Genomic DNA, 24,535 nt, shown 5'->3' on the forward strand with positions numbered 1-24,535 from the left:
TTTCCCTCATTTTCTAAATTCAAACCAATGAATCAGACGCTGGCCCTGCTAATTTAAATACAGCTAAATATATTGTACCTATTACCACGCAATTTAATTAATCAAACGTACCAGGGACAGAGGGACGGGATCGTTGTCCCCCCAATTTTTTCCTCCCAAAAACACCTCGGTTGATAGAGTTGATTGGCGTCTCACATACGAATTGATAGAATGACACTAATGAGAGGTGAGAAAATGGCTCTTCCAACAAAAAACAAATCTGTCGTGCTGATCACCGGTGCTTCAAGCGGCTTCGGTCTGCTGATGAGTCTCGCTTTTGCAGAAGCCGGGTATTTCGTCATCGCATCGATGCGCCATTTAACAAAGAAAGAATTTGTGTTGAAGCCTGCTAGGGACAAAGGGGTTGAAAAAAATATCAGCTGCATGAAATTGGATATAACCCATCAGGAAGAAATCGATTCAGTGGTTCCTGAAATTATTGAATGCTACGGTGGGGTTGATATACTGATCAACAATGCCGGATATGCTGCCGGGGGATTTGTTGAGGAGGTTCCGCTGGAAGATTGGCGCGGACAATTTGAAACGAACGTATTTGGATTAATAGCCCTTACCAAAGCTATCCTGCCTCATATGCGAAGGAAAAAGCACGGCACAATTATCAATCTTTCAAGTGTCAGCGGAAAAATGGCTCTGCCGGGACTTGCACCCTATGCGTCTTCCAAGTTTGCTGTTGAAGGGTTCAGTGAAGCGTTGAGGCTGGAGATGCTTCCTTACGGTGTCCATGTCGTATTGATTGAACCGGGCTCCTACCAAACAGATATTTGGTCAAAAGGAATGAATGAATTAAATGTTCGCCCCGACTCCCCATATAACGCGGATACCCAAACGTTAATGAAAATGGTCAGCCGTATCGCACAAACCGCCGACAACCCGGAGGAAGTAGCACAATTGGCGGTAAAACTTGCCCAGATGGACGAGCCAGACCTTCGCTATCCAGTCGGTCGTCGTACTAAAAATGCAATACGGCTTAAGAGTCTGCTGCCTTGGAAATGGTTTGAGCGGGCAACCTTAAAAAAGGTTGGTTTTCGAAATAAAACCTAGTTTTGTCAAAGCGTTATAAGCTGCAAAATATAACCGCCTGCTACACCTATAAGCACAATGAGCCACGCCGGCACTTTCCAAATATTTAAAAGCGCAAACAGAATGACAGCAAGTGCAAAATCGGTTGTGCCGGTGATCGAACTGCTGATAACCGGATCATAGAACGCCGCCAGCAATATTCCGACCACACTTGCGTTCACACCCATCAGCACCCCTTGAAACGATGCACGTTTACGTAACTCACTCAGAAACGGCAAAGCTGCGATAATAAGTAAAAATGACGGGAGGAAAATCCCAATTGTTGCAACGATTGCTCCGACAACACCTTCCATCATCGTTCCGAGATAACTGGAGAATGTAAACAACGGTCCCGGGACAGCTTGGGCCATCCCGTAGCCTGCCAGGAATTCATTTGCTGACAACAAACCATTTGGAACGACTTCCCGCTCAAGCATCGGCAATACGACATGCCCGCCGCCAAATACAAGCGATCCAACCCTGAAAAAGATATCGAAAATATTAACAAGCGGGTTATTCGAAGCGCTGTTTAACAACGGCATTATAATAAGCAAACTAATCAAGATACCTAACGATGTGATGCCGAACTTTTTTGAAATATTAATTGAAAACGGCTGAACGTTTGACTCGGCTTTATCTTTAAAAAAGACGAACCCCAGCAGGCCAGCCGCCGCAATAATTAAAATTTGCATCCAGGCAGTCGGATACAACAACATGACAATAGCGGCCGTCACAGCTATTGCCAGCCGCGATTTATCGGGCGTCAGCTTTTTACCTAAGCCAATCAGCGCGTGCAGGACGACGGCTGCCGCCACAATTTTCAAGCTATGTATGAATTCCGCGTCAGCCAGTGCAAATGTTTGATACATCATCGCAAATACCACCAGCACGATGACCGATGGCACGGTAAATCCAAACCACGAAATGAGACCGCCCAAGAGACCCCCACGCATCATTCCAATTGATATGCCGACCTGGCTGCTGGCAGGACCAGGAAGAAATTGACACAAAGCAATAATATCGGCATACGTCTTGTCATCGAGCCATTTTCGACGGTCGATGTATTCATCTTTAAAATAAGCCAGATGTGCAACCGGGCCGCCGAATGACGTCAGGCCTAATTTAGTTGATGTCAATAAAATTTCGGTAAGTGTTCTGAATTTACTTTGACGATTATCTGTCACAACGTATCCTCCTCTCCTATCAAAAGCAGTTTCACTTGATCTCTTTAAACAGTTCATAAGCTTTGGCTCGTGCTTCGTTCAACACTTCATCACCCTTGTCTGTTATGCGGTAATATTTTCTTACCTTGCCACTGACATTCACGTCTTTTCTCGCGAGCAGTTCATCTTCCTGCATACCATGCAGTATTGGGTAAAGCGTTCCGGCACTTATTTCGTATCCGTGACTGCGCAGTTCATCAAGCATCCACGATCCATAAATCGGCTCTTCTTTGGCATGGTGAAGAATGTGAATATGGATAAATCCCAGAAAAAGTTTCCGTAATACTTTATTATCCACTAGCCCCCTCCTTCATAATCGGAATTCAATATCGGAATTCGATATTGAATTTATCTTAAATGATTTTAATTATTAATACAAGTTAAATGTATGTAAATTGCTCGGGTACACATTTTGGTCCATTCGCATACACTGGGCATAAAACCAGAAGAAGGTGAAGCAAATGCCGAAACCAATGCCCGTTTGTATTGTGCCGAATCAGATTACCGGCGGACCGGGGAAAAATGTAGTCTACCCACGGGCTTACGCGATGCCTGATGAAGGAATGGAGCAGTTTATCAACCAGCAAATTGTTTTTGAAACACAGCAGCTGATTGATCAACAATCAGGCGAAATGCCATCCCCTCTCATCGAAATGGATGGGTCTTTTGAAATTAAAAACAATCAGCGTGACGTTCTAAGCCTGTCACTATCAAACTATGCTTATCACTACCAGGCGGCTCATGGCATGACTTACATTCAATCGTTAACATTTGATCTTGAAAAACGAAAGCGATGTAACCTGAGTGATTTATTCAAGGCAGGAAGCAATTATGCAGAACGGCTGACAGAACTCGTTAATGCACAAATTAAGCGGCGGGATATTCAGACTTTCGAGGAGAGCGTTGAAGTACAGCCTGAGCAGGATTTTTACATTGCTGACAAAACGCTCGTCATCTATTTTCAGCTATACGCCATAACACCATACGTGTTCGGTTTTCCAATGTTCCCCATCTCCGTTTATGACATTCAGGATATTATCGATGAGGAGGGACCGCTCGGCCGTATGGCGGTTAATAACTGACATTAAGAATAATGGAAATTTGCGCTGTAGATTAACGTGTTATCGCTGTAATCTACAGCGCTCCGCTGCAGACTAATCTGGAATCGCTGTAGATTATGCAAAAATCGCTATAGACAAGCCCCTGATCGCTGTAGTTTAAGCCACAATCGCTGTAGACTCCCCAAAAAGTGCTTTAAAAGCTCATCAGATTTTCCTCGTAATAAACGCCAACCCGATGCCCTTTCCATGTTATACTAATAAAGATTATTAGAATTTTTGAACAGGAGTATCGACAGATGGTTTATTTTAAATTTAATCATGACATTATAAACAATAAAGACTTGCCATCGTTTTCCCTTACCATTGATGATACAGTGGCAACTTCGATCTATAGTGACATCGATATGCAGTCTGAACTTGTCACCGCCCTTCGCAGTGACCACCGAATTACCATATTTGATCAGCAGGAAGGGTTATACAAACGCCTGACAATCGAAGCCAATCTCGCTTTCTATCACAAATGGTTCAATTGCCAAACACCTTTGCCTGAAATTGTGGTGCTGTTTGAACTGCAGAGCGTAGCCCGCACACCGCTTCACAAATGTTCGGATTCAGAGCTGCGCCGGGTTTATTTTGCCAAGTACTATATGAGCGGGGTTGCTCCGGTCGTCTTTCGGGAACCGATTCATGGTGTCGATGTCCGAACAGTTAAGACATTCCAGAACATGCTTCAGAAACTTAAAGAAGATGGGCGCCCTGCGCTGGTGCTCGTATCCAATATGGAACATGCGATGCTAGTGAGTGATTCAGCATACAAGCTTCAGGCAAGCGGACTGCATACAATCGAAATTGATGAAGATAATGAAAAAAATTCAGATACAGGACAATCTGACGTAACGATGAATGCAAATTTATTTAAAATCCCGGCGAAAGTTGACGACAAGATGATTTTATTTGACCCGCCTGAAATCGACTACATAGAAAGTCAGGATGGTAAAGCCATGCTGGTCATTAACAATGAAACATACGCCATGGATGCAACGCTTGCAGAAATTGAAAAGAAACTTGAAATTTACGGGTTCTACCGTTGTCACAGATCCTATATCGTTAACTTACAGAAAGTGCGTGAAATCATTACATGGTCGAAAAACACCTACTCCCTTAAAGTTGACAATAAGATTCAGTCGACCATTCCGCTTTCCCGGACCAAAATTCAGGACATTCAGGAAAAATTCAGCCTGAAATAAGTACAGTTCAGCAAAAATGCATGACGAACACGTTTTTCAGAACACCTTTTTCACCATTTTATCGGTACATTTCAGCTTTCTGAGGGTACATTCCGTTCAAATTTGACTGCAGCACCTCCCTTTTCAAGCTATGATTGAAGCAGTTAAGCAAAGGAGGTTTCCAGTTGGAAAATGCAATTGAGGTACAAGGAATGCAGAAAGTTTTCGGTCAAAACACAGCGATTAATCACGTCAGTTTTAATGTGAAAAAGGGGGAAATTTTTGGGCTGCTCGGTCCAAGCGGCTCAGGTAAGACGACAACGATTAAAATTTTAACAGGTGAACTCGGTCCGACAGCCGGGAAGGTAAACGTTCTCGGTTATAACACGAACCAATTAAAAACATCTGCTTTTAAATCGAAAATCGGTATTCTGTCAGACAACAGCTCGCTCTATGAACGACTTACGGTTTATGACAACCTGAAATTATTTTGTAAATTATATGGTGCACCACTCAAGGAAATCGATAGGATTCTGCGTGATGTAAATCTTGAAAATGATCGAAAGAAGACCGTCTCGAAACTGTCAAAAGGTATGAAGCAACGCGTCCTGCTCGCCAAGGCGCTTATTCATAAGCCTGACCTGGTGTTTCTCGACGAACCGACTTCTGCGCTGGATCCGGCCAGCATGGCGCAGGTGCATCGCGGGCTGCAGAGACTGAATGAATCGGGGACAACGATATTTGTAACGACCCATGACATGGAAGAAGCGACCGTTTTATGCGACCGGGTAGCATTTTTGAATTATGGTGACATTCAGGAAGCCGATAGCCCTGCAGCATTACGCTACAAGTACTCAACACATGCTTTTCATGTCGAAACGTTTGCCGGTGACCGGCTCGTCATTGAAAATACCCCCAAGAATGGCGAACAGCTGAAAGAATTGATTGAAACCGGGCAAGTTAAAATGATGCATACAGACAATCCAACGCTTGGTCAGATCTTTTTAAAGGTCACCGGAAAGGAGCTCGTATGATGAACGTTCAGCGAATTAATGCCATTTTTGAAAAAGACATAAAAGACTTCATGAAAAACATGATGCTCTTAATGATGCCACTGATCCCAATCGTGCTGGCTCTAATATACACCAGAATCAGCGATGGTGAAAGCCTCCCTATTTTCTTGATTTATCTGGTGGTCGGGGTTACGTTCTCCGCCGTCACATCCAGTAGTATGATGACCATGATGGCTGAAGAAAATGAGAAGAAAACGTTGCGCGGCCTGATGTTATCACCTGCTTCTTTTCTGGATATCATTATTGGAAAAAGCCTTGTTACCGGCCTGATCACGTTCACAGCGCTTATCATCTCTTTAGCAATTATGGGGATTGACCCATTTTTGAATATCAAAGCCATCATCGCCTTAATATTATTATTTTTGTTCTTTCTTTTTCTGGGAATCGGCATCGGGCTCTTTTCAAAATCAATCGCAGCTACGTCGGCTTATTTAATGCCTGTCATGTTCTTGTTCGGTTTCACTCCGATGGTCGACTCGTTCGGTTTGGCAGAGGATGGCATCGCCATGGCCGTGTTTGAAACCTTCCCGATTATGCAGGCGATTGAATTGCATGACGGCAATTCCTGGCTGCCGCTTGGCGTGATTTTTATTTGGGTAGCAGCAGCCGCTGTGTTTATGTATAGTTGTTTCAAAAAAACAAGGACAGATGATTAACGAGGACACAGAGGCTGGGGCAAAAGGTTTGAAAGTAAAGGAAAAGACGAACGATTATTAGGAAAGGAAGCGGGATACACCGCTCCGGAAATATGCTTCGCTTTCCGCGGGCGGCTGGTGAGCCAACTCGTGCCAAGGCACTTCGTTGACTCACCTATGCCTCTCTTCCCGCAGGAGTCTACGCATATTCCCTCCGCTAACCTTGATGATCGTTCGTCTTTTATATTGGATATATAAGTTATGTCCCAACCTCTTATTTTTTGTGCACCGGCACATGTTCCACCCTCCTGCCTGCCCCCTGAAGCAAAAGACACCTGTCTTTAACAAAATATCACAATTTCTTGACCTTTTTTTAACGAATGATTGACAGCTCACAAAAAAGGGAAACTCTCTACTATGATTGTACATAGGTTAACACAACCTTCATGGTAAAAACGTATCTCCCACAGATTGCAGAGGTGTTATTTCATGAGACATAGGATGAGACATCTGAACAAATGGGCAATTTTTGGGCTCATTGGTCTTATATTATTGCTCAGCGGATGCAGTGAGCTGACTGTCATGGATCCTAAAGGCCCGGTAGCGGAAAGTCAACGGGACTTAATTCTGTATGCACTGATATTCATGCTCGGGATTGTGGCTGTTGTCTTTTCCCTTTTCATCTTTATGGTCGTGAAGTACAGGGATAAGCCCAACCGGAAAGCTGAATATAAACCGGAGCTTCATGGCAACAAAGCTATTGAAACAATATGGACAATTGTGCCGGTTATGATCGTTACCGCATTGTCCATTCCAACCATCAGCACGCTGTTTGATCTGGAAGAACCACCGGCATCGTCAAACGACCAGGACCCGCTTGTTATTCATGCAACGACGGCGGATTGGAAGTGGTTTTTCAGTTATCCCGAACAGGACATTGAAACGGTCAATTATTTGCACATCCCAACGGATCGCGCCATTGAATTCCGCTTGTCTTCAGCCGATTCGATGACAGCCTTATGGATTCCTGCCTTAGGCGGCCAAAAGTACAACATGGCCGGCATGGAAAACATACTTTACCTGCAGGCTGATGAAACAGGTGTTTATCAAGGGCGCAATTCCAACTTTAATGGTGAAGGGTTTGCGGAACAGACGTTCAAAGTGCATGCCGAAAGCAGCAGTGATTTCCAGGACTGGGTGGCATCAACACAGAACTCGGCACCTGAATTGACACAGGAGAAATATGATTCGCTGCTGGAGCCGGGGCTTACCGACACGATGGCATTCTCATCTACCCATCTTGAGTGGGTCGACCATGGCACCAAAGATGGCATGACCTATTCCATTGAACGCCACCGTGAAGCATTTAACGAACAGCTGCATTTGAAAAACGGCAAAGATCATGAACATGGACCATCCGGGAAAGAAGGTGAACAATAATGTCGCTTGATGAATTGCTCGTAACCGGCGAACCGCTTATATACGCCGGGATGGTCTCCATTGTACTCGTTACGGGGGCTATCATTTTCCTATTAACCTATTTTAAAAAATGGAAATGGCTCTGGCGTGAATGGCTGACGACCGTCGACCATAAAAAAATTGGTATCATGTATATCTTAAGCGCACTCGCCATGCTGTTCCGTGCCGGCACTGACGCACTGATGATCAGGACGCAGCTGGCTTTTCCGGATATGAATTTCCTGAATGCTCAGCATTACGATGAAATTTTTACCACGCATGGAACCATTATGATATTTTTTATGGCAATGCCGTTCCTGATTGGTTTGATGAATATCGTTGTGCCACTCCAAATCGGGGCGCGTGACTTTGCCTTTCCATACTTGAACGCATTGAGCTTCTGGTCCTTTTTCTTCGGGGCGATGCTGTTCAACATTTCATTTGTTATCGGCGGCGCACCTGATGCGGGCTGGACCAGTTATACACCGCTCGCCGGTGATATCATGAGTGAAGGCCCCGGGCAAAACTTCTATCTGCTCGCACTGCAGCTATCAGGGATTGGAACACTTGCCACAGGCATTAATTTAATGGTGACAATACTGAAAATGCGTGCACCAGGCATGACCTTATTCAAAATGCCGATTTTTACCTGGTCAACGCTTATCACCATGTTTATTATCGTTTTTGCCTTTCCGATTCTGACCGTAGCGCTGGCACTTATGACCATCGACCGGATATTTGGTTCGCATTTCTTTACGCTTGCCGGTGAAGGCCTGCCAATGATGTGGGCGAACCTGTTCTGGATGTGGGGCCACCCGGAAGTTTATATCGTGATACTGCCGGCTTTCGGTATCTTTTCAGAGGTGATTGCAACATTTGCCAGAAAGCGATTATTCGGTTACAGCGTCATGGTCTGGTCAATTATCCTGATTGCCGGACTGAGTTTCCTTGTCTGGGTACACCATTTCTTTACAATGGGCGCGGGAGCATTTGTCAATTCCGTATTCTCCGTGACAACGATGGCGATTGCGATCCCGACAGGCGTGAAAATATTCAATTGGCTGGCGACCTTATATAAATCCAGAATCAGAACAACCACCGCGATGATGTGGGCACTGGCATTTATACCAAGTTTTACAATTGGCGGTATAACAGGCGTAATGCTTGGCATGGCTGCGGCCGATTATCAGTTCCACAATTCGTATTTTCTGATTGCACACTTCCATTACGTGCTGATTGCAGGCACCGTTTTCGGCTGTTTTGCCGGCCTTGTGTACTGGTATCCAAAAATGTTCGGACACAAGTTAAACGAACGAATCGGAAAATGGAGTTTTTGGCTGTTCGTCATTGGCTTTCACATCACGTTCCTGCCGCAGTATTTTTTGGGACTCGACGGCATGCCACGAAGAGTGTTCCATATTGTTCCGGAGTGGTTTAATCTGAACGTGCTATCAACCATTGGTGCATTTGGCATGGGACTTGGTTTTGCCGTATTTGTCTATAACATTTACTACAGCTACCGGTACAGCCCGCGGGAGCAAAACGGTGATCCATGGGACGGCCGGACGCTTGAATGGGCAACACCAACACCGGTTCCGGAGTACAATTTTGCCGTCGTGCCGAATGTGACGTCACACGACGCATACTGGGATATGAAAGCAAAAGGCGAAACGGGCTATGATGAATCAAAAGTTGAACCAATTCATATGCCTAACAGCACAGGACAACCGTTTGTCATGTCAGCTATCATGTTCTTTGCCAGTTTTGCACTCGTTTTTGAATGGATTTGGCTGGCAGTTGCCGGACTGATTGCTGTACTCGTAACAATGGGTATGCGGTCATTTGACTATAATGAAGGGCATCACATCAGCGCAGATGAAATCAAGCGGACCGAGCGCTCGGCAAGGGGGTTATAGCATGAATGCCTATAAAGAAGAAAACGCCACACCGCTGGAATATCAGACCGAAGAAAACCAGATGACGATTGTTGGCTTTTGGATCTTTCTCGCAGCTGAAATGGCACTGTTCGGCACATTATTTGCCACCTATGCTGTGCTGTTCGGCCGCACAGCGGAGGCCCCGCCCCCTGCTGAGTTATTTACAGCCGGAACAACACTGATCATGACGCTTCTTCTGCTCACAAGCAGTTTCACAAGCGGCATTGCCATTCATGAAATGCGGCGCGGGGCACAAAAAGGCATGATGACATGGCTCATCATTACACTCGTTCTCGGTTTAAGCTTCCTTGGCTTTGAAATTTATGAGTTTTATCATTATGCCACGTTGGGTGCAACGCTTACATCCAGTGCCTACTGGTCAGCATTCTTTGTCCTGGCAGGCACACACGGCGTGCACGTGACATTTGGGATTGGCTGGTTGATCCTGCTTTTAATTCAACTCAAGCAGCGGGGGATCACGCAGGTAACAAGCCGAAAAATTTTCGTCCTTGGATTATACTGGCACTTTTTAGATGTCATCTGGATATTCATTTTTACAGGTGTTTACTTGATAGGGATGGTGATTTAATATGGCAAATCAATCGAAAAATATTCCGGTCAAGCACATTATAGGATATGTGACGTCAGTTGTTCTGACGCTTGTCGCAGCATGGGCAGCGCTTGGATCCAATTTGCCGGTCATGTGGATCATTATTTCGATCTTCGCACTGGCGATTCTCCAGGCAGTCATTCAGCTCTTTTTGTTCATGCACTTGACTGAACGGGGAATGGGCCACGCACCCTGGAATATGATGTTCCACGGTGCCGTCGTATTCGCCATCCTTATTGCCGGCTCCCTGTTTACCATGTCATTCGGCTTTATGTAAAAATGAATAGCATCGTTAATAGCAAAAAAACCTCTTTCCGTTCTGGAAAGAGGTTTTTATATGCGTTTACCGGTCAGCCCTCTGTACGTTTCTGATGTGTTAACCATGTTAATGATGAACATCACCCATCCGACTGCTGATAAAAACAGGCTTGCATAAAACATCAGCCATGTTATCGAAAATGCGCCAGGTACGACTGACATGAACATCACCTGAATAAAGTAAAGCCACATGCCGATCAGCAGAATGGTCTGCACTGCAGCAAGGGATTTCTTCTTTAAATACAGGAAAATAAATGGCGTGACCGTACCCAAAACCATAAACATCAATGTGATAGCCATTTATATCATCTCCTATCTTTAATGAAAGCGTATTCTTATTATAACAGATTGTTCGCCGTTTTGTCACACAATCGTCACAAATTAGGCTCAAGTGCTGTATAACCGCTCTGAGAAGGAAGAGATTGTTTCATTATCAGCGTTCCCGTTATACTCAATGGAAAAACTTATGCCAGATTCAGTTGGATTAATTTTTCACGGCTTAATATTCAATCGAAAAATTTGAGTTCTGCGTGGATTACTTCGGTGAGATTGAGGATCGCAAATGAATAATATGGGAGCGCCCGTTTAGCTGTCGGGGAACCCGGGTTAACAAGCAGCTGTTTTTTAAAATAACGAATCATCGGAATGTGCGAATGACCGAAAATGATAACATCGGGATGATCTTCAGTAAATGCTTCGATTGCGCGCTTTTCCGTTGTCTTCTTCGCACCGTGACCATGAACGACACCGATCCTGAATTTACCGATATCGAGCAGTTGTGTCCCCGGGAGCCGCCCTCGAATTGCTTCATCATCAACATTGCCATATACGCCGGTCACTTCACCATATTGGGAGAGCTCATCTAAGACATCCACCGATTGCCAGTCACCCGTATGGATAATCCGATCAGCCGCCGAACACGCTTCCGTCAAACGAGCCGGCAGTTTCTCCGCTTTCTTCAAATGCGTATCGCCAGTCACAACCATTCTCATAAGTTACACCCCGTCCTCTCCTCACTACACCATCGACTGGACATAAACTTGCACGAGTACGTACAGAACGATGGCGAATTTGTAGTTGAATTTCAGACCGTTTTTAAATGGGCTTACACCGTTTGCTGCGCTTAATACAATGACCGGCATGATCAGTGGTGAAAGCAATATGGAGATTGCACTGCCGGACGTGACGGCCAGAACAATCAGTTCAGGCGGATATGGCAGCGAAATGCTTTCCAAAATACCAGCAACGAGAACCATGACAGTCAGCGGTCCCAGCCCCATGAATCCTAGAATAATAAGTATAAGCGGCAAAAAGTAAAGCATATTAAAGAAAGGCAGCACTTCCTGAAACGCATAAACACCATCAATAATCACTGTGCCGATGCCGGTCTGATTCAAGCTGTGTATCATGACACCGGCCGATGTCAGCACACTGAATTGGTATGCTTTGCTTGCCAGCCCGCTCCGGTAATATTCTTTCACCTCATGTCCAAGCCGTCCAATGCGTTTCTTAACGAGAAAATAAATACCTGCCCATATGACAATAACAATCGGAATCAAAATCATCAGCCCAAAATCAGTCACTTCATACATAAAAAAAATCGAGCCGAACAGTGTAATGAACAAAAAGCCGAATTCTATTGTCCGGCGTTTTTGTATTTTCGGGTTTGAAGCGTGCTTAAGCACAACCGCTATCTCACTTTTAATGGCAGCCGTCACATCAATGCCGTATTTCTTTTCTTCAAAATAAGAAAAAACGACCGCAATCAAAAGGCCCGCCAAAGCGATTATAAACCCTTGCAAAATGGCTATCGGCAACGACGCGTTCATTGCTTCGACCGCATAAGCAAAACTCGGAATGCTGATGACCCACAACGTTGACAAGGCAAACGACCGCAATAAAGCCGTGCCTTTAAAGTGTTCCCACGCCTCTCCGCGCTGATTTTTCAAAATGTCATCCACAAACTGATACATCATCGGAATCGCACCGAACAACAGAAAATATGAAATAATATGCGTAAATGACAGGACGCCGAAATAAAACTTGCGGCTTGTGTCGAGCCAATTATGTGCAAACCCGATAATATCCTCAATGTAGGGCTCCGATCGCAGGACCCAACCGATGACGGGAACGACCGCAAGCAGGCCGATGATATTACTCATCTGTCGCAAGCCGATCGCCATGTTTTCCAGAAACGGGCCACCTGAAACGAGCATGATGAGGAAACCTGTGCTAAACAGAAACAATGGCAATTTAATATGACGAACGTTTACATGCACAACAGCCAAAACGAGCAGCATAAACCCGAGTATGGCGTGCACCGTCACCAGAATGCTGTTATCCACGAAAAATGTTATGAAATAAAGCAGTGCATATAAAGCTATAACGACCCGCAATCCGCGTGCGACTAAGTTCACGATAATGCGCTCCCTACGACGATTCATTTACTCCTCATTTTAAGCCTCTTCAGGGCAAAAAGACAATAGGATGCTCCTACGTTTATAATTTTGCAACAGGGGTACCGCGCTTAAGAATACCTGTACAAGGAGAATAAGTCATGGCTTCATCCCAAATTATTTTACTTTTACTGATTGGTTATCTTATCTTCACTTTGGATAAAAAACAGAGCTATTTGCCGGTGCCCGTTTTATTGGTCGTACTTGGGCTCGGTTTGTCCTTTATCCCTTATTTTTCGTCCGTCGACGTGACTGCCAAGATGATTTATCATGTTTTCCTGCCGGCAATTCTGTTCACGTCCGCTTATAACTTCTCGTCGGACAATTTTAAGAAAAACGCCGGGATTATCACCTTTCTGGCAACCGTCGGCATCATGGCCACCGTTGCCATTCTTGGTTCGGTAATATTTGCGGTGAGCGGTCCGTTCGTTTCACTGTCATTCATTGGTGCGCTGGCTATTGCCTCAATTCTTACACCGACTGATCCCGTTTCAGTCGTGTCGATACTTGAGGAATCCGCCGGCAGCAAAAAAATCTCTGCCGTTGTGGAGGGTGAATCGCTGATCAATGACGGGACGAGTATTGTGATTTTTTCGTTTCTTGCCGGCATGCTCACGCAAAACCAATCGTTTACCGTCTCCAATTTTGTAACGAACTTCTTAGTTGTTTCAATCGGCGGCGCAGCACTTGGTTTGGCTTTCGGCTGGCTGATGAGCAAGGCGGTGCATTTCACCCACCACCGGGAATACCAGGTAATGTTGAGTATTATCATTGCTTACGGTTCCTTCAATCTTGCTGAAGCAATCGGGGTCTCAGGCGTCCTTGCAACGGTTTCCGCCGGCATTATGCTGTCATTTGAGTACGGCCGGACGGTAAAAGAGGATCATTTCAAAGACACTTTGGACGGATTTTGGGGCATAGCTGAATTATCGCTCCTGTCATTATTGTTTTTATTAATCGGCATTGAAGCGGCAAAATTTCTGCAATTTAACGCTTGGGGATTTGCATTTATTATTTTTGCACTGTCCTTAGCAGTCCGGTTTAGCATCATTATGGGCACGACACAGTTTTTCAAAGAATGGCGCCAACATATTAGCTGGCGTGAATCCGCCTTAATTTCATGGTCAGGCTTAAAAGGTTCGATGTCGGTTTATTTAATTCTGGAACTCCAGGCAAAAAGCTCCGGTAACAGTGATATGATCATCTCACTGGCGTTTTCCGCGGTGCTCATTTCGCTTGTCGTGCAAAGCCTCGGCGTCTCACCGCTTAGCAAGTGGCTTGCGAAGTGATGGCTACTGACGTACGCGCATCATTAATTGTTAAAATTTGGAATTATGCGCTGTAGATACTGGCAAAATCGCTGTAGTCTATAGCGCATCGCTGTAGTTTGGCTGATTATCGCTGTAGATCACCCTGAAATCGCTGTAGTTTGAACGGTAATCGCTGTAGATGCCCGCAAAATCGCTGTAGTTTAAAAATTCACCGCCCCGTCCCATAGCCGGGTCAACGCGTCCCGCATCTACTGCTCATTTTTCTTCCGTCGTCTGATGAGCCAAAAAACTGCAAAACCAAGCAGCGCTAAAATCAACAGCACCGGTGAACTCCCTGCTAAAAATACAACCAGTCCCGAAACCGCTGAGCGCAGAAAATTAATACTTTGCATAAACTGCTGCTTTGTTTTTTCCCACGTGTTTAAATCGTCTTCGTTTGAAAGCGATACGTTATTTTCTTCAATGTAAATTGTGACTGTCGCCAGGTCGACCTTGTTGTCCAAATAATTCATCCGCCCCGTTATTTCTTCAATCTCCTGCTGCACCGTCGCCAGGTCATCTGAGATCTCCAACAGATCTTCTGTCTTCTCGGCCTGCTCCATAAATGACTGCAGCCGCTCTTCCACGACCTGTTTCGACTCAAGCCGTGACTCCAGATCAACGTATTCCTCTGTCACATCCCGGCCCGAGGTTGAACTTTCCAGCACACGATTGCTGCTGTCTTCCACGGTCTGCACAAACACCTCGAATTCTTCTTGCGGCACACGCACTGTCACTTGTCCGGTCGTCGTTCGGTCCTCATTGCCTTCACGCATATTTGATTCAACTATGTAACCGCCGCGGTCGGTAACCTCGGCGTTAATACCTTCCACCGTCGCTTGATAATCCTTCACCTCAATACGAAGATTCGCCGTATATATAATTTTCCGGTCTGAATCGGTCATTTCTTTTGCCTCCGAAGTTGTATCACCTTCACTTTGGCCACTCGCTGCTTCTTCGGACGACTCGGACGCCTGTCTGTCAGCCGGACTCTCGGAGGTCTGGCTGTTTTCCGTCGTGAATTGTTCGGTCTCGACATTTGCCTGATCAGAAGATTGATCGCTATTTTCTGTATCATTACTGCAAGCTGCCACGATTACGCCAAAAACTATTATCGTCAAATATAAAAAACTTTTTCGCATCAAAAAACCCGCCTTTTCTTTTTAATATAGACGCGAATCCAAGGAAAAATGTTACATATTTAAAAAAATATTTGACACTTGCCACGTGTCAGTCAGCCTTTTGATTTAGTCTGCCACGTGCTATGATAATAGGATAAATAGCGAATTCAAAAGCGAAGGCCGGTGATCACCATGCCCACTCTGAAATACGGTACAACCCCCATCGACTACATACTCTACCGGCAGGAACGCGATGACTTAATCATATCGGTAACGCTCGTAAATGGTGTTGAAGTCTATGCACCTGAAAAAACCGATACGTCAACAATAAATCATCACCTTAACAAAAAAGCACCCTGGATCTATGAAAAAATTAAAAGCCTCAAACAAGTGGAAACGAGCATCCAGCCCAAAGAATTTGTAAGCGGTGAGAAGCTGCCCTACCTTGGCCGTCATTACCGCTTAAAAGTTAACCGGGAACCTGTCAGCGCGGCCAGACTTACTTTTTACCAAGGCAGGTTCATCGCAACGGTTCCGAAAAATTGGCCGCAAAAAAACGTCCACGACAGTTTGGAAGAACAGCTCGTTCAATGGTACCGTAAACAAGCAGCTAAAAAACTGCGTGAACGTTCAGCTCATTATGCGAAACTGCTCAACACCCGGCCTGCTTCCATCAGCATCCGCACGCAGCATAAACGCTGGGGGACCTGTACACCGGAAGGCGACATTTATATTAACTGGCGGCTGATTATGGCGCCGTTAAAAATAATGGATTATGTAATTGTTCATGAACTGGCCCATTTAATTGTTCAGGACCATTCGCCGGAATTCTGGAAAATTGTAAAGTCAATTCTGCCCGACTATGAAGAACGGAAAGAGTGGCTGCGAGTTAATGGCATGGGGCTGCATTGTATTGGTTAGCCTGACGAATGGACCAGGGCCTCGCCCCTAATCTCATTCGTCCGCTATTTCCTTTACGCGCCCCACTGTCCCATCCTCAAGCTTAACTTTAATGCCGTGCGGATGTGTCGCTGAGTTGGTCAAAAGTCGTGCCACAACCCCTTCCGTCAATTTTCCGGTACGCTGATCCTGTTTTCGGACAACTTGGACCTTTTGGCCAATTTTTATATTCTCTCTTCTCGTTCCAGACATATCATGCATCTCCTTTATTTAGCTTTGACGAATTTTTAAGGAAAAACTGAAAATCCCCGCAGTAAATTGATTTCCTGATGGAAGCTGCTGTGCTCCGATTTAATTTTTCCATTAAATGGTGTTCACACTAAATAGTATAACAAGTTTGTGATTAACTCGTATGTATCTTAGTATAATGCACAAATTTGAAGAACGCGCTTTTTAAATATTGATATGACAAACTAACTTCTATATTCACCCGAAAACAGGACAAAACGGGATTTGGTTTTTCTATAACCCTTTTTTATAATGGCATGCGTTGACTTTACAAAAGGAGTGGTTGATTCATATATGCAGAAAACATATCGTTTGTTAGGCATCATGATTATTGTTCTGGCAGGCATGGCTTTAGCAGCATGCGGCGGCCAGGGAAATGAAAGTAACAATGCTGATAACCAAAATGAAAACGGAAACCTCGGGGAAGAAAGCCTTACATTAGGTGTCGACAGTTATGTGTCCAACACGTCAAACACATATCTGGCAAAATTATTGCTCGAAGAAATCGGTTATAACGTCGAAATAAACCAAACAGACGTGGGTGTCGAATATACCGGCTTAAACGATGGATCAACAGATGCGATTGTTGGTGCATGGCTCCCAACAACACACGAAAGCTACTGGGAAGAATATAAGGATAACCTTGAAAAAATAAACACGGTTACTGAAAAAGTGGAACTCGGTTTAGCCGTTCCAGCGTATATGGAGGATATTAATTCGATTGAAGACTTAGCACAAAATACGAATAATGTTGGCGAAAAGCTGGAATGGACGATCACCGGCATCAGTCCCGGAGCAGGTGAAATGGAACTTATGGAAAGTGACGTCATGCCCGGGTACGGTTTGAAGAAAAATTGGGACCTGCTTGAAAGCTCCGGTGCAGCTATGTCCGCAGCTTTATCAGACGCAATCGAGCAAAACGAACCGATTGTTGTGACGTTGTGGACGCCACACTGGACATTCAATGCATTTGATATAAAGATCCTGGACGATCCAAAAGGAACATTTGGCGAACCGGATGACGTTTTCTCTGTCGCCGGAAAAGATTTTAAAGAACAATCACCTGCAGCTTATGAATTCCTTGAACAATTTTCGATTACGAAAGAAAATACACAAAGCATGATGCTTGATATTAAAAATGGCATGGATGAAGAAGATGCCGCACAAAAGTTTATTGACAACAATCCCGATCTAAAAGAAAAATGGCTGGATGGTATTGAGTAATAGCCCGCACAGCAACCAACCTTCCTACTGTATGCAGGAAGATTGGTTTTTTATTGATCAGGTAAGATTGACGTCATGACTTACATGATAAAAATCCAAGACTCACCTTTCATGCTCAATATGCAATTTGCTTATAATGCACTTCTGCAAGTTCCATCAGCTGACGTGCGAGACTTTCAACCTGTTTTGAGGGGCAGTTGCTCGCACGGAGCTGGCGCTTGATGCGTTTGCGCATTTCGCGTTTGACGTCGTCTTTAAACGTCCAATCAATCACACGGTTTTCCTCGATGATTTCGGTAATAATATGGGTCAGTTCCTTCACGTTGTCATCTTCAAAGCCTTCCAATTCGCTCGCAAGCATCTGATAAAACGGATATTGCTCGGGTTCAAAGCCATGCGCGGCGCCTTCTTCGGCATTCGTGCGCATTTTTTCCATCACATCGCGGTATTCCTCAAGCAGTTCTTCAATCGTCAGCTGACGCTCCTTGCGCCTGGCGATCAGTTCTTCAAGCCGTTCCTTCAAGGACGTGTACAGCACCGGATTTTCATCGAGCTTCACCCGGATTTCATGCTTGATCGCATGCTCCATTTCCGCGGCTTTCGCTTCCGGTGTCTCGATTTCGTCCAGCTTATCATCAAACCGGGTTGATAAAATATCAATCGGCTCCACAAGCACGTGCGGTGTTGTCGCCTAGATATGCTCTTCAATCAGCTGTTTCACCTTTTCCCCGCAATCGGAAATGTCCATGCCGGCTTCAACGTGATAGCGTGATTTTGCGAGTTTGCGAATCTTACCCAGCCATTTCAGATCATCAATGTAAGGTTCGGCTTTTGGATTCGGCAGCACCATATCCATGCTCTCGGAAAACTTCTTGAACGCTGTATCGAATTCATTTCGAATATCTTCCGGCTCAAGTTTTTTCAAACAGGCTTCTGAATTTTCCTTGTTAACGTAATCAAAGAAGCGCATTGCCTGCCGGTGACGGGATTCAAGCCGTGGCATTTCTTCATCAATCTCATGCATGGCACCTTTAATATCATCTTCATGAAAAATATCGAGCGCTTCCTCAAGAAAACGGGAAACCCCGTAATAGTCAACGATCAAGCCGTATGATTTTTTATCATACGTCCGGTTCGTCCGGGCGATGGCCTGCAGCAGGTTATGCTCCTTCAACGGCTTATCGAGATACATCACTTGTTCAATCGGCGCGTCAAATCCGGTTAAAAGCTTGTCACAAACAATCAGAAAACTGAGTGCGTCTTCTTTCATTGGCTGCTTAAACCGCTTAATGACCTGCTTTTCCTCCTGCTTTGATAAGTGATGGGCTTTCATGTCTTTTTCGTCATTATGGCCGCCGGAAATAATCACCTTAGACTCAAAATCACTCATCTCATCCAGCATCTGCTTGTACAGGACAGCCGCTTCTCTGGAAACCGCGACAACCTGTGCCTTGAAGCCATTCGGCCGGATATAGTGTTCATAGTGTTCAATCATATCCAAAACAATCGAACGAATCCGTTTCGGTGATGCCGTGATCGCTTCATCGGTCGCGTACTTCTGTTTAATCCGCTCCCGGTCCTCTTCAGAGTAATCACGGAAATAGCGGTCAAACAACGCATCAATCGATTCACCCTGCACATGCAAGTCGACCATGCGCGCTTCGTAAAAAATCGGAACCGTCGCACCATCTTCCACTGCCTGTTCAATTGGATACTTATCAATATACGGCCCAAACGTCCGGAATGTGCTCTTATCATCTTTATCAATCGGAGTGCCGGTGAATCCGATATAGGTAGCATTCGGCATCGCCAGCCGCATGTTCATCGCAAGCGTGCTGTATTGGGTGCGGTGGCTTTCATCGACCATAACGATGACATTTTCAGAGGTCGTCAATTCGGGATAGCGTTCTTCATCGTCCGCTTCCTGGAACTTCTGAACAAGCGTCATGACGGTCGTTCCGGGGCCCTGCTGCAGCATTGACTTCAATTCATCGACCGATTCGGCCTGCTGCGGGTTGGGAAAGCCGCACACGCGGAATGTATTGGTAATCTGCCGGTCCAGATCCTGCCGGTCGGTCACAATGACTATCGCCGGGTTCTCAAGCCGTTCAATCCGCCGCAGTTTCGTCGCCAAAAAGACCATCGCCAGACTTTTGCCGGAACCTTGTGTCGCCCAGACAACCCCGCCGCGATGTTTCGGGTCATCAGCATGCAAAATACGGTCAACCGCCTTATTCACCGCCCGGTATTGCTGGTAGCGCGTCATTTTCTTGATGATTTTACCGTCTGCCGGTTCGTACACGATAAAATTTTGGATAATATCGAATAAGCGCTCTTTTTCCAGAACGCCTGTCAGCAAAATATCCTGTGCAGACGGATTGGCACCAATATCGGTCACTTTCGTTGGATACGGGTCTTTCCATTCACTAAAGTGCTGTAGCCGCGCACCAATCGTTCCGGTTCTTGCCCGGTCATTGCTCGAGGCAATCAAAAACTGATTATAGTAAAACAGCTGCTCGTTCTCACGCTGATAGCGCAGCAGCTGTTTCACCCCTTCTGACATCTGTTCATCCGGCGCAAGTGTCGGACTCTTGCATTCGATTACAACGAGCGGAAGCCCATTGACAAACACCATCACATCCGGCCGAATCGTCCCAATTGCGTTCGTAATGGAAAACTGATCCACGACCAGAAATTCGTTGTTGTCGATATCATCAAAATCAATCAGCTTCACCGTCTGGTTTTTCCGGCCTTTTCCCAAATCCTGTTGTACCGACATCATGTTAATGAGCAGTCCATGAAAAGCCTGATTCGCTTCCATCACATTCGTTGCATCCATATGCGTCACCGAACGCGCGACTTTATTGAGGTTATTCTCCGACAGCCACGGATTCAGCCGCTTCAGTGCATCCGTGAACCGCCCGCGCAGCACCACATCCGACTGCATACTTCGCTCTGCATCAAGCGTGGCTCCGTTGACATGCGTATACCCAAGACGTTTCAAATGATCAATCACACGATCCTCGACTAATCCTTTTTCATTCCAGTCTTGCGTCATACTCATGTCTCCACCACCTCTTCATTATCGATTGGCACACGGACTTTACCGGTTAGGAGTTGTTGCATAAGGCCTTGTTTGATTTCTTTTAATTTATCTTGTTTTAAATTTTCATTTTTCAACCTTTCTTCCACATTGCCTATAATATCTATTATTTTCTTCTGTTCGTCTAGTGGAGGGACTGGGATTAAGAATGGATCTAAATCTTTTCTATTTACTTTTGGTATTCCAGTTCGACCAGATACCGACGTGGTGTAAGATATGAAGCGGTGACTCAACAAAACCTCTTTTAAATACATTGGCAAAATACCCTCGGATGGTTCAATAGGGTATACGTCGGCACTACAAATACCGTTAAATCCTGGGTAAGCAACTTTTCCAAAATGTGGATTTATCTTACCATATAGGACATGTTTGTGATCAAACAAATATTTACCGCTTGTTTGCCCTTCTTGTTTAGCAGTTTTATATGACAACACCTCTCCAGTAAACTTCTCAATATTAGCATTACCAATATGAGGCATGTGGGAGTATGGCATTTGCTTAGGATCAACTTGGCCATTAACAATTCTGCAAATATCTTTAAACCTTTTGAGTTCCCAACTATCTGGTATGTTACCAATTAAAGTTTTCTTAAAATTCTTATGCCCAACCCCTTTTGTCAAAAGCTGCTGCATTAATCCCTTTCTCACTTTTTCTGTTTGCTCGATGATTTGCTCGGTTTTCTCAATCGCCTCATCGACAGAAGAAAGAATGGCTGCTATTTTTTGTTGTTCTATTATTGGCGGTAAGTCTACAACAAATGATTTCAACTCACCCTTACTTATTTCTTTAAATGTGCTCCCAGACCCCAGTTGTTCAAACTTTTTAGCTTTTGAATTTAACAAATATAATAAGTACTCTGAACGAACTTTCTCTCGATTGCATATAAAATTAGCAAATCCTTGATTAGTAGTCATAGGAATTTTATTGATGATGCTTTTTCCTATTGTTGCTCTGCTAGTCATTAAAACATTATTTTCCGGTATTAATTTTGCTGAACTATTTCTTAATCCAACCGCAGTAATATAATTTTCTGTTTCGCTTAAATGATTTTTATTATTTCGAGTTACATCTGTTGGAGTCAGCCAAGGAATATCACCATTCCAATAGTCTTCATTTGATCTTGTTGGTGTTCCTCCGCCTGTTATTTCAGCAATTTCCTCTAATTTTACTCTGTTCCATTCACTCACCATACCCCAACTCCTTCAAATACCCGTACATCTTGTCTTCAATCTCGTCACGTTTGTTTTCCAGTTTTCGGAGTTCGGTCAGTGCCTCATTAACATCAATCTGTTCTTCTTCCTCAGTCGTATCAATATAACGGGCGATGTTTAGGTTATAGTCATTCTCTTTAATTTCTTCGAGGTCAACAACCCGGCAATATTTCTCCTTGTCTTCCCACGCATCATAAGCTGAGACGATTTTCTCAATATCTTCATCACGCAGCAGATTTTGATTTCGGCCCTCTTCGTAATCCTTGGATCCATCGAGGATAAACACCTTGTTTTTATTCTCAGTCGTTTTATTACGATTAAAAATCAGAATGCTCGCCGGGATTCCCGTTCCATAAAAAAGATTAGTCGGCAGACCAATCACCGCTTCTAATAAATCGTCTTCCAATATGCCCTGTCGGATTTTCCCTTCCGCACCGCCGCGGAAAAGCACACCATGCGGCATAACGACACCGGCTTTGCCTTCATGATTAAGCGTTGCAATCATGTGCTGGACAAAACCGTAGTCGCCGGCGTTTTTCGGCGGAATGCCAAACCGGAAACGACCGTACTCATCACTTTCCGCTTCCTCACGTCCCCAGTTTTTCAATGAAAACGGCGGATTGGCAATGACGCGGTCATAAAGCAATAATTCCCCGTTTTCTTCAAGCAATTTTGGATCACGAATCGTATCACCGCGTTCAATGCGGTGATCACTCAGTCCGTGCAGCAGCAGATTCATCTTCAGAATAGACCACGTATTCAAGTTCCGCTCTTGTCCATGCAGCGACAAATTCCGTGCATCGCCGCCTTCACTTTTTACATGATCGACGGACTGAATCAGCATACCGCCGGACCCCGCTGTCGGATCGCAGACACGCATGCCTTCTTCAGGCTTAATCAATTTCACAATCAATTCAACGACTTTGCTTGGTGTGTAGAATTCGCCGCCCTTTTTACCCGCATCATCCGCAAATTGTTTAATCAGGTATTCATAGGCGCGCCCCAGCATATCCGGTTCGGAAAGATTCGCATTGGAAAGGTCAATCGAAGAAAAATGCTGAACAAGCTGCAACAGCAATTTGTCCGGAATCTTGTCCTTTTCATTGAAGTCAATATTGGCCAAAACACCTTCAAGGGAGGTGTTTTCTTCCTCAAGCGCTTCAAACGCCTTATTGATGCTGTTGCCGATATCCTGCGTCTGGCTCTGAATATTCGCCCACCGCGCACGTTCAGGGACGAAAAACTGATGCTCATCACGGTCATGCCAGGCAAAATCATCGCCCTCTTCGTGCTCAACCGCCCTCGCATGCTCCACAAACACATCATTCAACCGTTTCAGAAACAATAAACCAAATATGTAATTCTTATAATCAGAGGAGTCAATACTCCCACGTAATATATTCGCCGATTCCCATAAGTGGGATTCGAGTTCATGTAATGTCAATTTCCCCATGTTGCACATCCTCCAAGACGAGTCATATAGGTCTATGATATCAGAAAACTGGGGTGGGGACTATATGTTTGTATATTATCGGTCGCTTGCTTATCAACCCTTAGTTCATACATCCCGGGTTTCCTCTAATAGTTCATTCAGTGTAACATATTTCCCGTCTTTGACGCGTTCACGGGCTTCGTCCAATTCCTTTTTTGTTTCATCGTTCAATTCCAATTCCTCTTCATCAAATAAATGACGAAAAAAGTCATTCATGCGAGGCAATTTTTCCTCTGGTAATTTATCCACTAACCGATGTAATTCTTTCCTGTCAATCATAACTAATCACCATCCTTAATTTATTATACCATGTTAAAAGGTAGGTCGTTCAACTTTTCTAATTCTGTCAACAAATACTCTCAGCGTTTCATTTTCCTCGTTCATCCCACATGTCCTCTCTTACTTTTTCCAGTTCAATTTGTAAGTCATCTTCTGTAATGCCTGCTTTTTCGGCCTCTTGACCAATTTCTTTTTGTAATTCACGAAAAGCTAAAATACTGGCCTTCGTGATGACAATCTTTCCATTATCCTCAATAAAAGCTACACGGTCTCCTTCATCCAGTTTCAGTTTTTCTCTAATCGATTTTGGTACTGTTACTTGGCCTTTGGAACTCATTCTTGATACTTCCATAATCTAACACCCCTTTACATTCTTACTTCTTTACACTTATTATATCACAATCAATCCGGCAATAGCTAAATCATCCAAAAGCGTTAACAGAAGCAGTTAATGTTTTATCAAACAAAGCCATGGGAAAACATCTATATAC

General features: G+C 44.6%; 23 protein-coding genes and 1 pseudogene. 12 read left to right on the plus strand and 12 right to left on the minus strand.

Features of this window, described 5'->3' with window-relative positions:
* The first annotated feature begins 234 nt into the window (after nt 1-234).
* A complete protein-coding gene (locus tag BMZ22_RS10450; RefSeq protein ID WP_090085246.1) occupies nt 235-1,101 on the plus strand; it encodes an SDR family oxidoreductase in 867 nt (288 codons plus the stop codon).
* 5 nt (nt 1,102-1,106) lie between these two features.
* Here BMZ22_RS10450 and chrA read toward each other — a convergent pair whose 3' ends face one another.
* Both chrA and BMZ22_RS10460 read right to left on the minus strand, forming a co-directional pair.
* Entirely contained in the window at nt 1,107-2,303 is a 1,197-nt protein-coding gene (chrA, locus tag BMZ22_RS10455) for a chromate efflux transporter (protein WP_090085247.1), read from the minus strand.
* Nucleotides 2,304-2,334: 31 nt separating this feature from the next.
* Nucleotides 2,335-2,640, minus strand: a complete 306-nt coding sequence (locus BMZ22_RS10460; RefSeq protein ID WP_090085248.1) for a PadR family transcriptional regulator — start codon at nt 2,638-2,640, stop codon at nt 2,335-2,337.
* A 163-nt stretch (nt 2,641-2,803) separates the two neighbouring features.
* Here BMZ22_RS10460 and BMZ22_RS10465 point away from each other — a divergent pair, with 163 nt between their 5' ends.
* From BMZ22_RS10465 to BMZ22_RS10500, 8 genes are all read left to right on the plus strand, one after another.
* Nucleotides 2,804-3,424, plus strand: coding sequence for a DUF3298 and DUF4163 domain-containing protein (locus BMZ22_RS10465; protein WP_090085250.1), 621 nt, complete (start codon nt 2,804-2,806; stop codon nt 3,422-3,424).
* A gap of 275 nt (nt 3,425-3,699) precedes the next feature.
* Nucleotides 3,700-4,650 carry a response regulator transcription factor gene (locus BMZ22_RS10470; protein ID WP_090085252.1) on the plus strand — a complete coding sequence of 317 codons (951 nt, stop codon included), beginning with the start codon at nt 3,700-3,702 and terminating at the stop codon, nt 4,648-4,650.
* A gap of 164 nt (nt 4,651-4,814) precedes the next feature.
* Nucleotides 4,815-5,663: an ABC transporter ATP-binding protein gene (locus tag BMZ22_RS10475; protein WP_090085254.1), complete on the plus strand. Its 849-nt coding sequence runs from the start codon at nt 4,815-4,817 to the stop codon at nt 5,661-5,663.
* Nucleotides 5,663-6,358, plus strand: coding sequence for an ABC transporter permease (locus BMZ22_RS10480; RefSeq protein ID WP_090085256.1), 696 nt, complete (start codon nt 5,663-5,665; stop codon nt 6,356-6,358). The genes BMZ22_RS10475 and BMZ22_RS10480 overlap by 1 nt, the downstream gene beginning before the upstream one ends.
* A 480-nt stretch (nt 6,359-6,838) precedes the next feature.
* Nucleotides 6,839-7,777 (plus strand): cytochrome aa3 quinol oxidase subunit II, encoded by a 939-nt coding sequence (gene qoxA, locus BMZ22_RS10485; RefSeq protein ID WP_245745337.1) that lies wholly within the window; start codon nt 6,839-6,841, stop codon nt 7,775-7,777.
* Nucleotides 7,777-9,711: a cytochrome aa3 quinol oxidase subunit I gene (gene qoxB, locus BMZ22_RS10490; RefSeq protein WP_090085261.1), complete on the plus strand. Its 1,935-nt coding sequence runs from the start codon at nt 7,777-7,779 to the stop codon at nt 9,709-9,711. The genes qoxA and qoxB overlap by 1 nt, the downstream gene beginning before the upstream one ends.
* Before the next feature lies 1 nt (nt 9,712).
* The gene (gene qoxC, locus BMZ22_RS10495) at nt 9,713-10,321 is read left to right on the plus strand and encodes a cytochrome aa3 quinol oxidase subunit III (RefSeq protein ID WP_090085263.1); all 609 of its coding nucleotides are present in this window, start codon (nt 9,713-9,715) and stop codon (nt 10,319-10,321) included.
* Between the two features lies 1 nt (nt 10,322).
* The gene (locus BMZ22_RS10500; protein WP_090085265.1) at nt 10,323-10,619 is read left to right on the plus strand and encodes a cytochrome C oxidase subunit IV family protein; all 297 of its coding nucleotides are present in this window, start codon (nt 10,323-10,325) and stop codon (nt 10,617-10,619) included.
* A gap of 56 nt (nt 10,620-10,675) precedes the next feature.
* Here BMZ22_RS10500 and BMZ22_RS10505 read toward each other — a convergent pair whose 3' ends face one another.
* The 3 genes from BMZ22_RS10505 to BMZ22_RS10515 form a co-directional block, all read right to left on the minus strand.
* Nucleotides 10,676-10,960, minus strand: coding sequence for a hypothetical protein (locus tag BMZ22_RS10505; protein ID WP_090085267.1), 285 nt, complete (start codon nt 10,958-10,960; stop codon nt 10,676-10,678).
* A 206-nt stretch (nt 10,961-11,166) separates the two neighbouring features.
* Nucleotides 11,167-11,652, minus strand: a complete 486-nt coding sequence (locus BMZ22_RS10510; RefSeq protein WP_090085269.1) for a metallophosphoesterase family protein — start codon at nt 11,650-11,652, stop codon at nt 11,167-11,169.
* A 24-nt stretch (nt 11,653-11,676) separates the two neighbouring features.
* The gene (locus BMZ22_RS10515; RefSeq protein WP_245745339.1) at nt 11,677-13,104 is read right to left on the minus strand and encodes a hypothetical protein; all 1,428 of its coding nucleotides are present in this window, start codon (nt 13,102-13,104) and stop codon (nt 11,677-11,679) included.
* A gap of 113 nt (nt 13,105-13,217) precedes the next feature.
* Here BMZ22_RS10515 and BMZ22_RS10520 point away from each other — a divergent pair, with 113 nt between their 5' ends.
* Complete coding sequence (locus tag BMZ22_RS10520; RefSeq protein ID WP_090085273.1) at nt 13,218-14,405, plus strand: cation:proton antiporter; 1,188 nt, start codon at nt 13,218-13,220, stop codon at nt 14,403-14,405.
* Nucleotides 14,406-14,635: 230 nt separating this feature from the next.
* Here the strand turns inward: BMZ22_RS10520 and BMZ22_RS10525 are convergent, their stop codons facing one another.
* Nucleotides 14,636-15,568 carry a DUF4349 domain-containing protein gene (locus BMZ22_RS10525; RefSeq protein ID WP_090085275.1) on the minus strand — a complete coding sequence of 311 codons (933 nt, stop codon included), beginning with the start codon at nt 15,566-15,568 and terminating at the stop codon, nt 14,636-14,638.
* 171 nt (nt 15,569-15,739) lie between these two features.
* Between BMZ22_RS10525 and BMZ22_RS10530 the strand changes: the two genes are divergently transcribed.
* Nucleotides 15,740-16,468 carry a M48 family metallopeptidase gene (locus BMZ22_RS10530; protein WP_090085277.1) on the plus strand — a complete coding sequence of 243 codons (729 nt, stop codon included), beginning with the start codon at nt 15,740-15,742 and terminating at the stop codon, nt 16,466-16,468.
* Between the two features lie 33 nt (nt 16,469-16,501).
* On the opposite strand, the gene BMZ22_RS10535 is transcribed toward BMZ22_RS10530, so the two are convergent.
* On the minus strand, nt 16,502-16,699 hold the full coding sequence (locus BMZ22_RS10535; protein ID WP_090085279.1) for a YwbE family protein: 198 nt from the start codon (nt 16,697-16,699) through the stop codon (nt 16,502-16,504).
* 288 nt (nt 16,700-16,987) lie between these two features.
* Here BMZ22_RS10535 and BMZ22_RS10540 point away from each other — a divergent pair, with 288 nt between their 5' ends.
* Nucleotides 16,988-17,959 carry a glycine betaine ABC transporter substrate-binding protein gene (locus BMZ22_RS10540; RefSeq protein WP_245745347.1) on the plus strand — a complete coding sequence of 324 codons (972 nt, stop codon included), beginning with the start codon at nt 16,988-16,990 and terminating at the stop codon, nt 17,957-17,959.
* A gap of 115 nt (nt 17,960-18,074) precedes the next feature.
* Here BMZ22_RS10540 and BMZ22_RS10545 read toward each other — a convergent pair.
* The 5 genes and pseudogenes from BMZ22_RS10545 to BMZ22_RS10565 form a co-directional block, all read right to left on the minus strand.
* Nucleotides 18,075-21,023 (minus strand): annotated as a pseudogene (locus tag BMZ22_RS10545) (type I restriction endonuclease subunit R).
* Nucleotides 21,020-22,252, minus strand: a complete 1,233-nt coding sequence (locus tag BMZ22_RS10550) for a restriction endonuclease subunit S (RefSeq protein WP_090085283.1) — start codon at nt 22,250-22,252, stop codon at nt 21,020-21,022. The pseudogene BMZ22_RS10545 and the gene BMZ22_RS10550 overlap by 4 nt, the downstream one beginning before the upstream one ends.
* A complete protein-coding gene (locus BMZ22_RS10555) occupies nt 22,242-23,726 on the minus strand; it encodes a type I restriction-modification system subunit M (RefSeq protein ID WP_090085285.1) in 1,485 nt (494 codons plus the stop codon). Before BMZ22_RS10555 ends, BMZ22_RS10550 begins: the two co-directional genes overlap by 11 nt.
* 105 nt (nt 23,727-23,831) lie before the next feature.
* Nucleotides 23,832-24,044, minus strand: a complete 213-nt coding sequence (locus BMZ22_RS10560; protein WP_090085288.1) for a hypothetical protein — start codon at nt 24,042-24,044, stop codon at nt 23,832-23,834.
* Between the two features lie 88 nt (nt 24,045-24,132).
* Nucleotides 24,133-24,396, minus strand: a complete 264-nt coding sequence (locus BMZ22_RS10565; RefSeq protein ID WP_090085290.1) for an AbrB/MazE/SpoVT family DNA-binding domain-containing protein — start codon at nt 24,394-24,396, stop codon at nt 24,133-24,135.
* Nucleotides 24,397-24,535 lie beyond the last annotated feature (139 nt).

It is taken from the genome of Lentibacillus persicus, from assembly GCF_900112705.1.
In the GTDB taxonomy this organism is placed as follows: domain Bacteria; phylum Bacillota; class Bacilli; order Bacillales; family Amphibacillaceae; genus Lentibacillus; species Lentibacillus persicus.

Bases quoted from the DNA above. Each gene is read 5' to 3' on its own strand.
- BMZ22_RS10450 (WP_090085246.1), top strand. From the start codon at position 235: ATGGCTCTTCCAACAAAAAACAAATCTGTCGTGCTGATCACCGGTGCT.
- BMZ22_RS10465 (WP_090085250.1), top strand. From the start codon at position 2,804: ATGCCGAAACCAATGCCCGTTTGTATTGTGCCGAATCAGATTACCGGC.
- BMZ22_RS10470 (WP_090085252.1), top strand. From the start codon at position 3,700: ATGGTTTATTTTAAATTTAATCATGACATTATAAACAATAAAGACTTG.
- BMZ22_RS10480 (WP_090085256.1), top strand. From the start codon at position 5,663: ATGAACGTTCAGCGAATTAATGCCATTTTTGAAAAAGACATAAAAGAC.
- qoxA (WP_245745337.1), top strand. From the start codon at position 6,839: ATGAGACATCTGAACAAATGGGCAATTTTTGGGCTCATTGGTCTTATA.
- qoxB (WP_090085261.1), top strand. From the start codon at position 7,777: ATGTCGCTTGATGAATTGCTCGTAACCGGCGAACCGCTTATATACGCC.
- qoxC (WP_090085263.1), top strand. From the start codon at position 9,713: ATGAATGCCTATAAAGAAGAAAACGCCACACCGCTGGAATATCAGACC.
- BMZ22_RS10500 (WP_090085265.1), top strand. From the start codon at position 10,323: ATGGCAAATCAATCGAAAAATATTCCGGTCAAGCACATTATAGGATAT.
- BMZ22_RS10505 (WP_090085267.1), bottom strand. From the start codon at position 10,960: ATGGCTATCACATTGATGTTTATGGTTTTGGGTACGGTCACGCCATTT.
- BMZ22_RS10510 (WP_090085269.1), bottom strand. From the start codon at position 11,652: ATGAGAATGGTTGTGACTGGCGATACGCATTTGAAGAAAGCGGAGAAA.
- BMZ22_RS10515 (WP_245745339.1), bottom strand. From the start codon at position 13,104: ATGAATCGTCGTAGGGAGCGCATTATCGTGAACTTAGTCGCACGCGGA.
- BMZ22_RS10520 (WP_090085273.1), top strand. From the start codon at position 13,218: ATGGCTTCATCCCAAATTATTTTACTTTTACTGATTGGTTATCTTATC.
- BMZ22_RS10525 (WP_090085275.1), bottom strand. From the start codon at position 15,568: ATGCGAAAAAGTTTTTTATATTTGACGATAATAGTTTTTGGCGTAATC.
- BMZ22_RS10530 (WP_090085277.1), top strand. From the start codon at position 15,740: ATGCCCACTCTGAAATACGGTACAACCCCCATCGACTACATACTCTAC.
- BMZ22_RS10535 (WP_090085279.1), bottom strand. From the start codon at position 16,699: ATGTCTGGAACGAGAAGAGAGAATATAAAAATTGGCCAAAAGGTCCAA.
- BMZ22_RS10540 (WP_245745347.1), top strand. From the start codon at position 16,988: ATGGCATGCGTTGACTTTACAAAAGGAGTGGTTGATTCATATATGCAG.
- BMZ22_RS10550 (WP_090085283.1), bottom strand. From the start codon at position 22,252: ATGGTGAGTGAATGGAACAGAGTAAAATTAGAGGAAATTGCTGAAATA.
- BMZ22_RS10555 (WP_090085285.1), bottom strand. From the start codon at position 23,726: ATGGGGAAATTGACATTACATGAACTCGAATCCCACTTATGGGAATCG.
- BMZ22_RS10560 (WP_090085288.1), bottom strand. From the start codon at position 24,044: ATGATTGACAGGAAAGAATTACATCGGTTAGTGGATAAATTACCAGAG.
- BMZ22_RS10565 (WP_090085290.1), bottom strand. From the start codon at position 24,396: ATGGAAGTATCAAGAATGAGTTCCAAAGGCCAAGTAACAGTACCAAAA.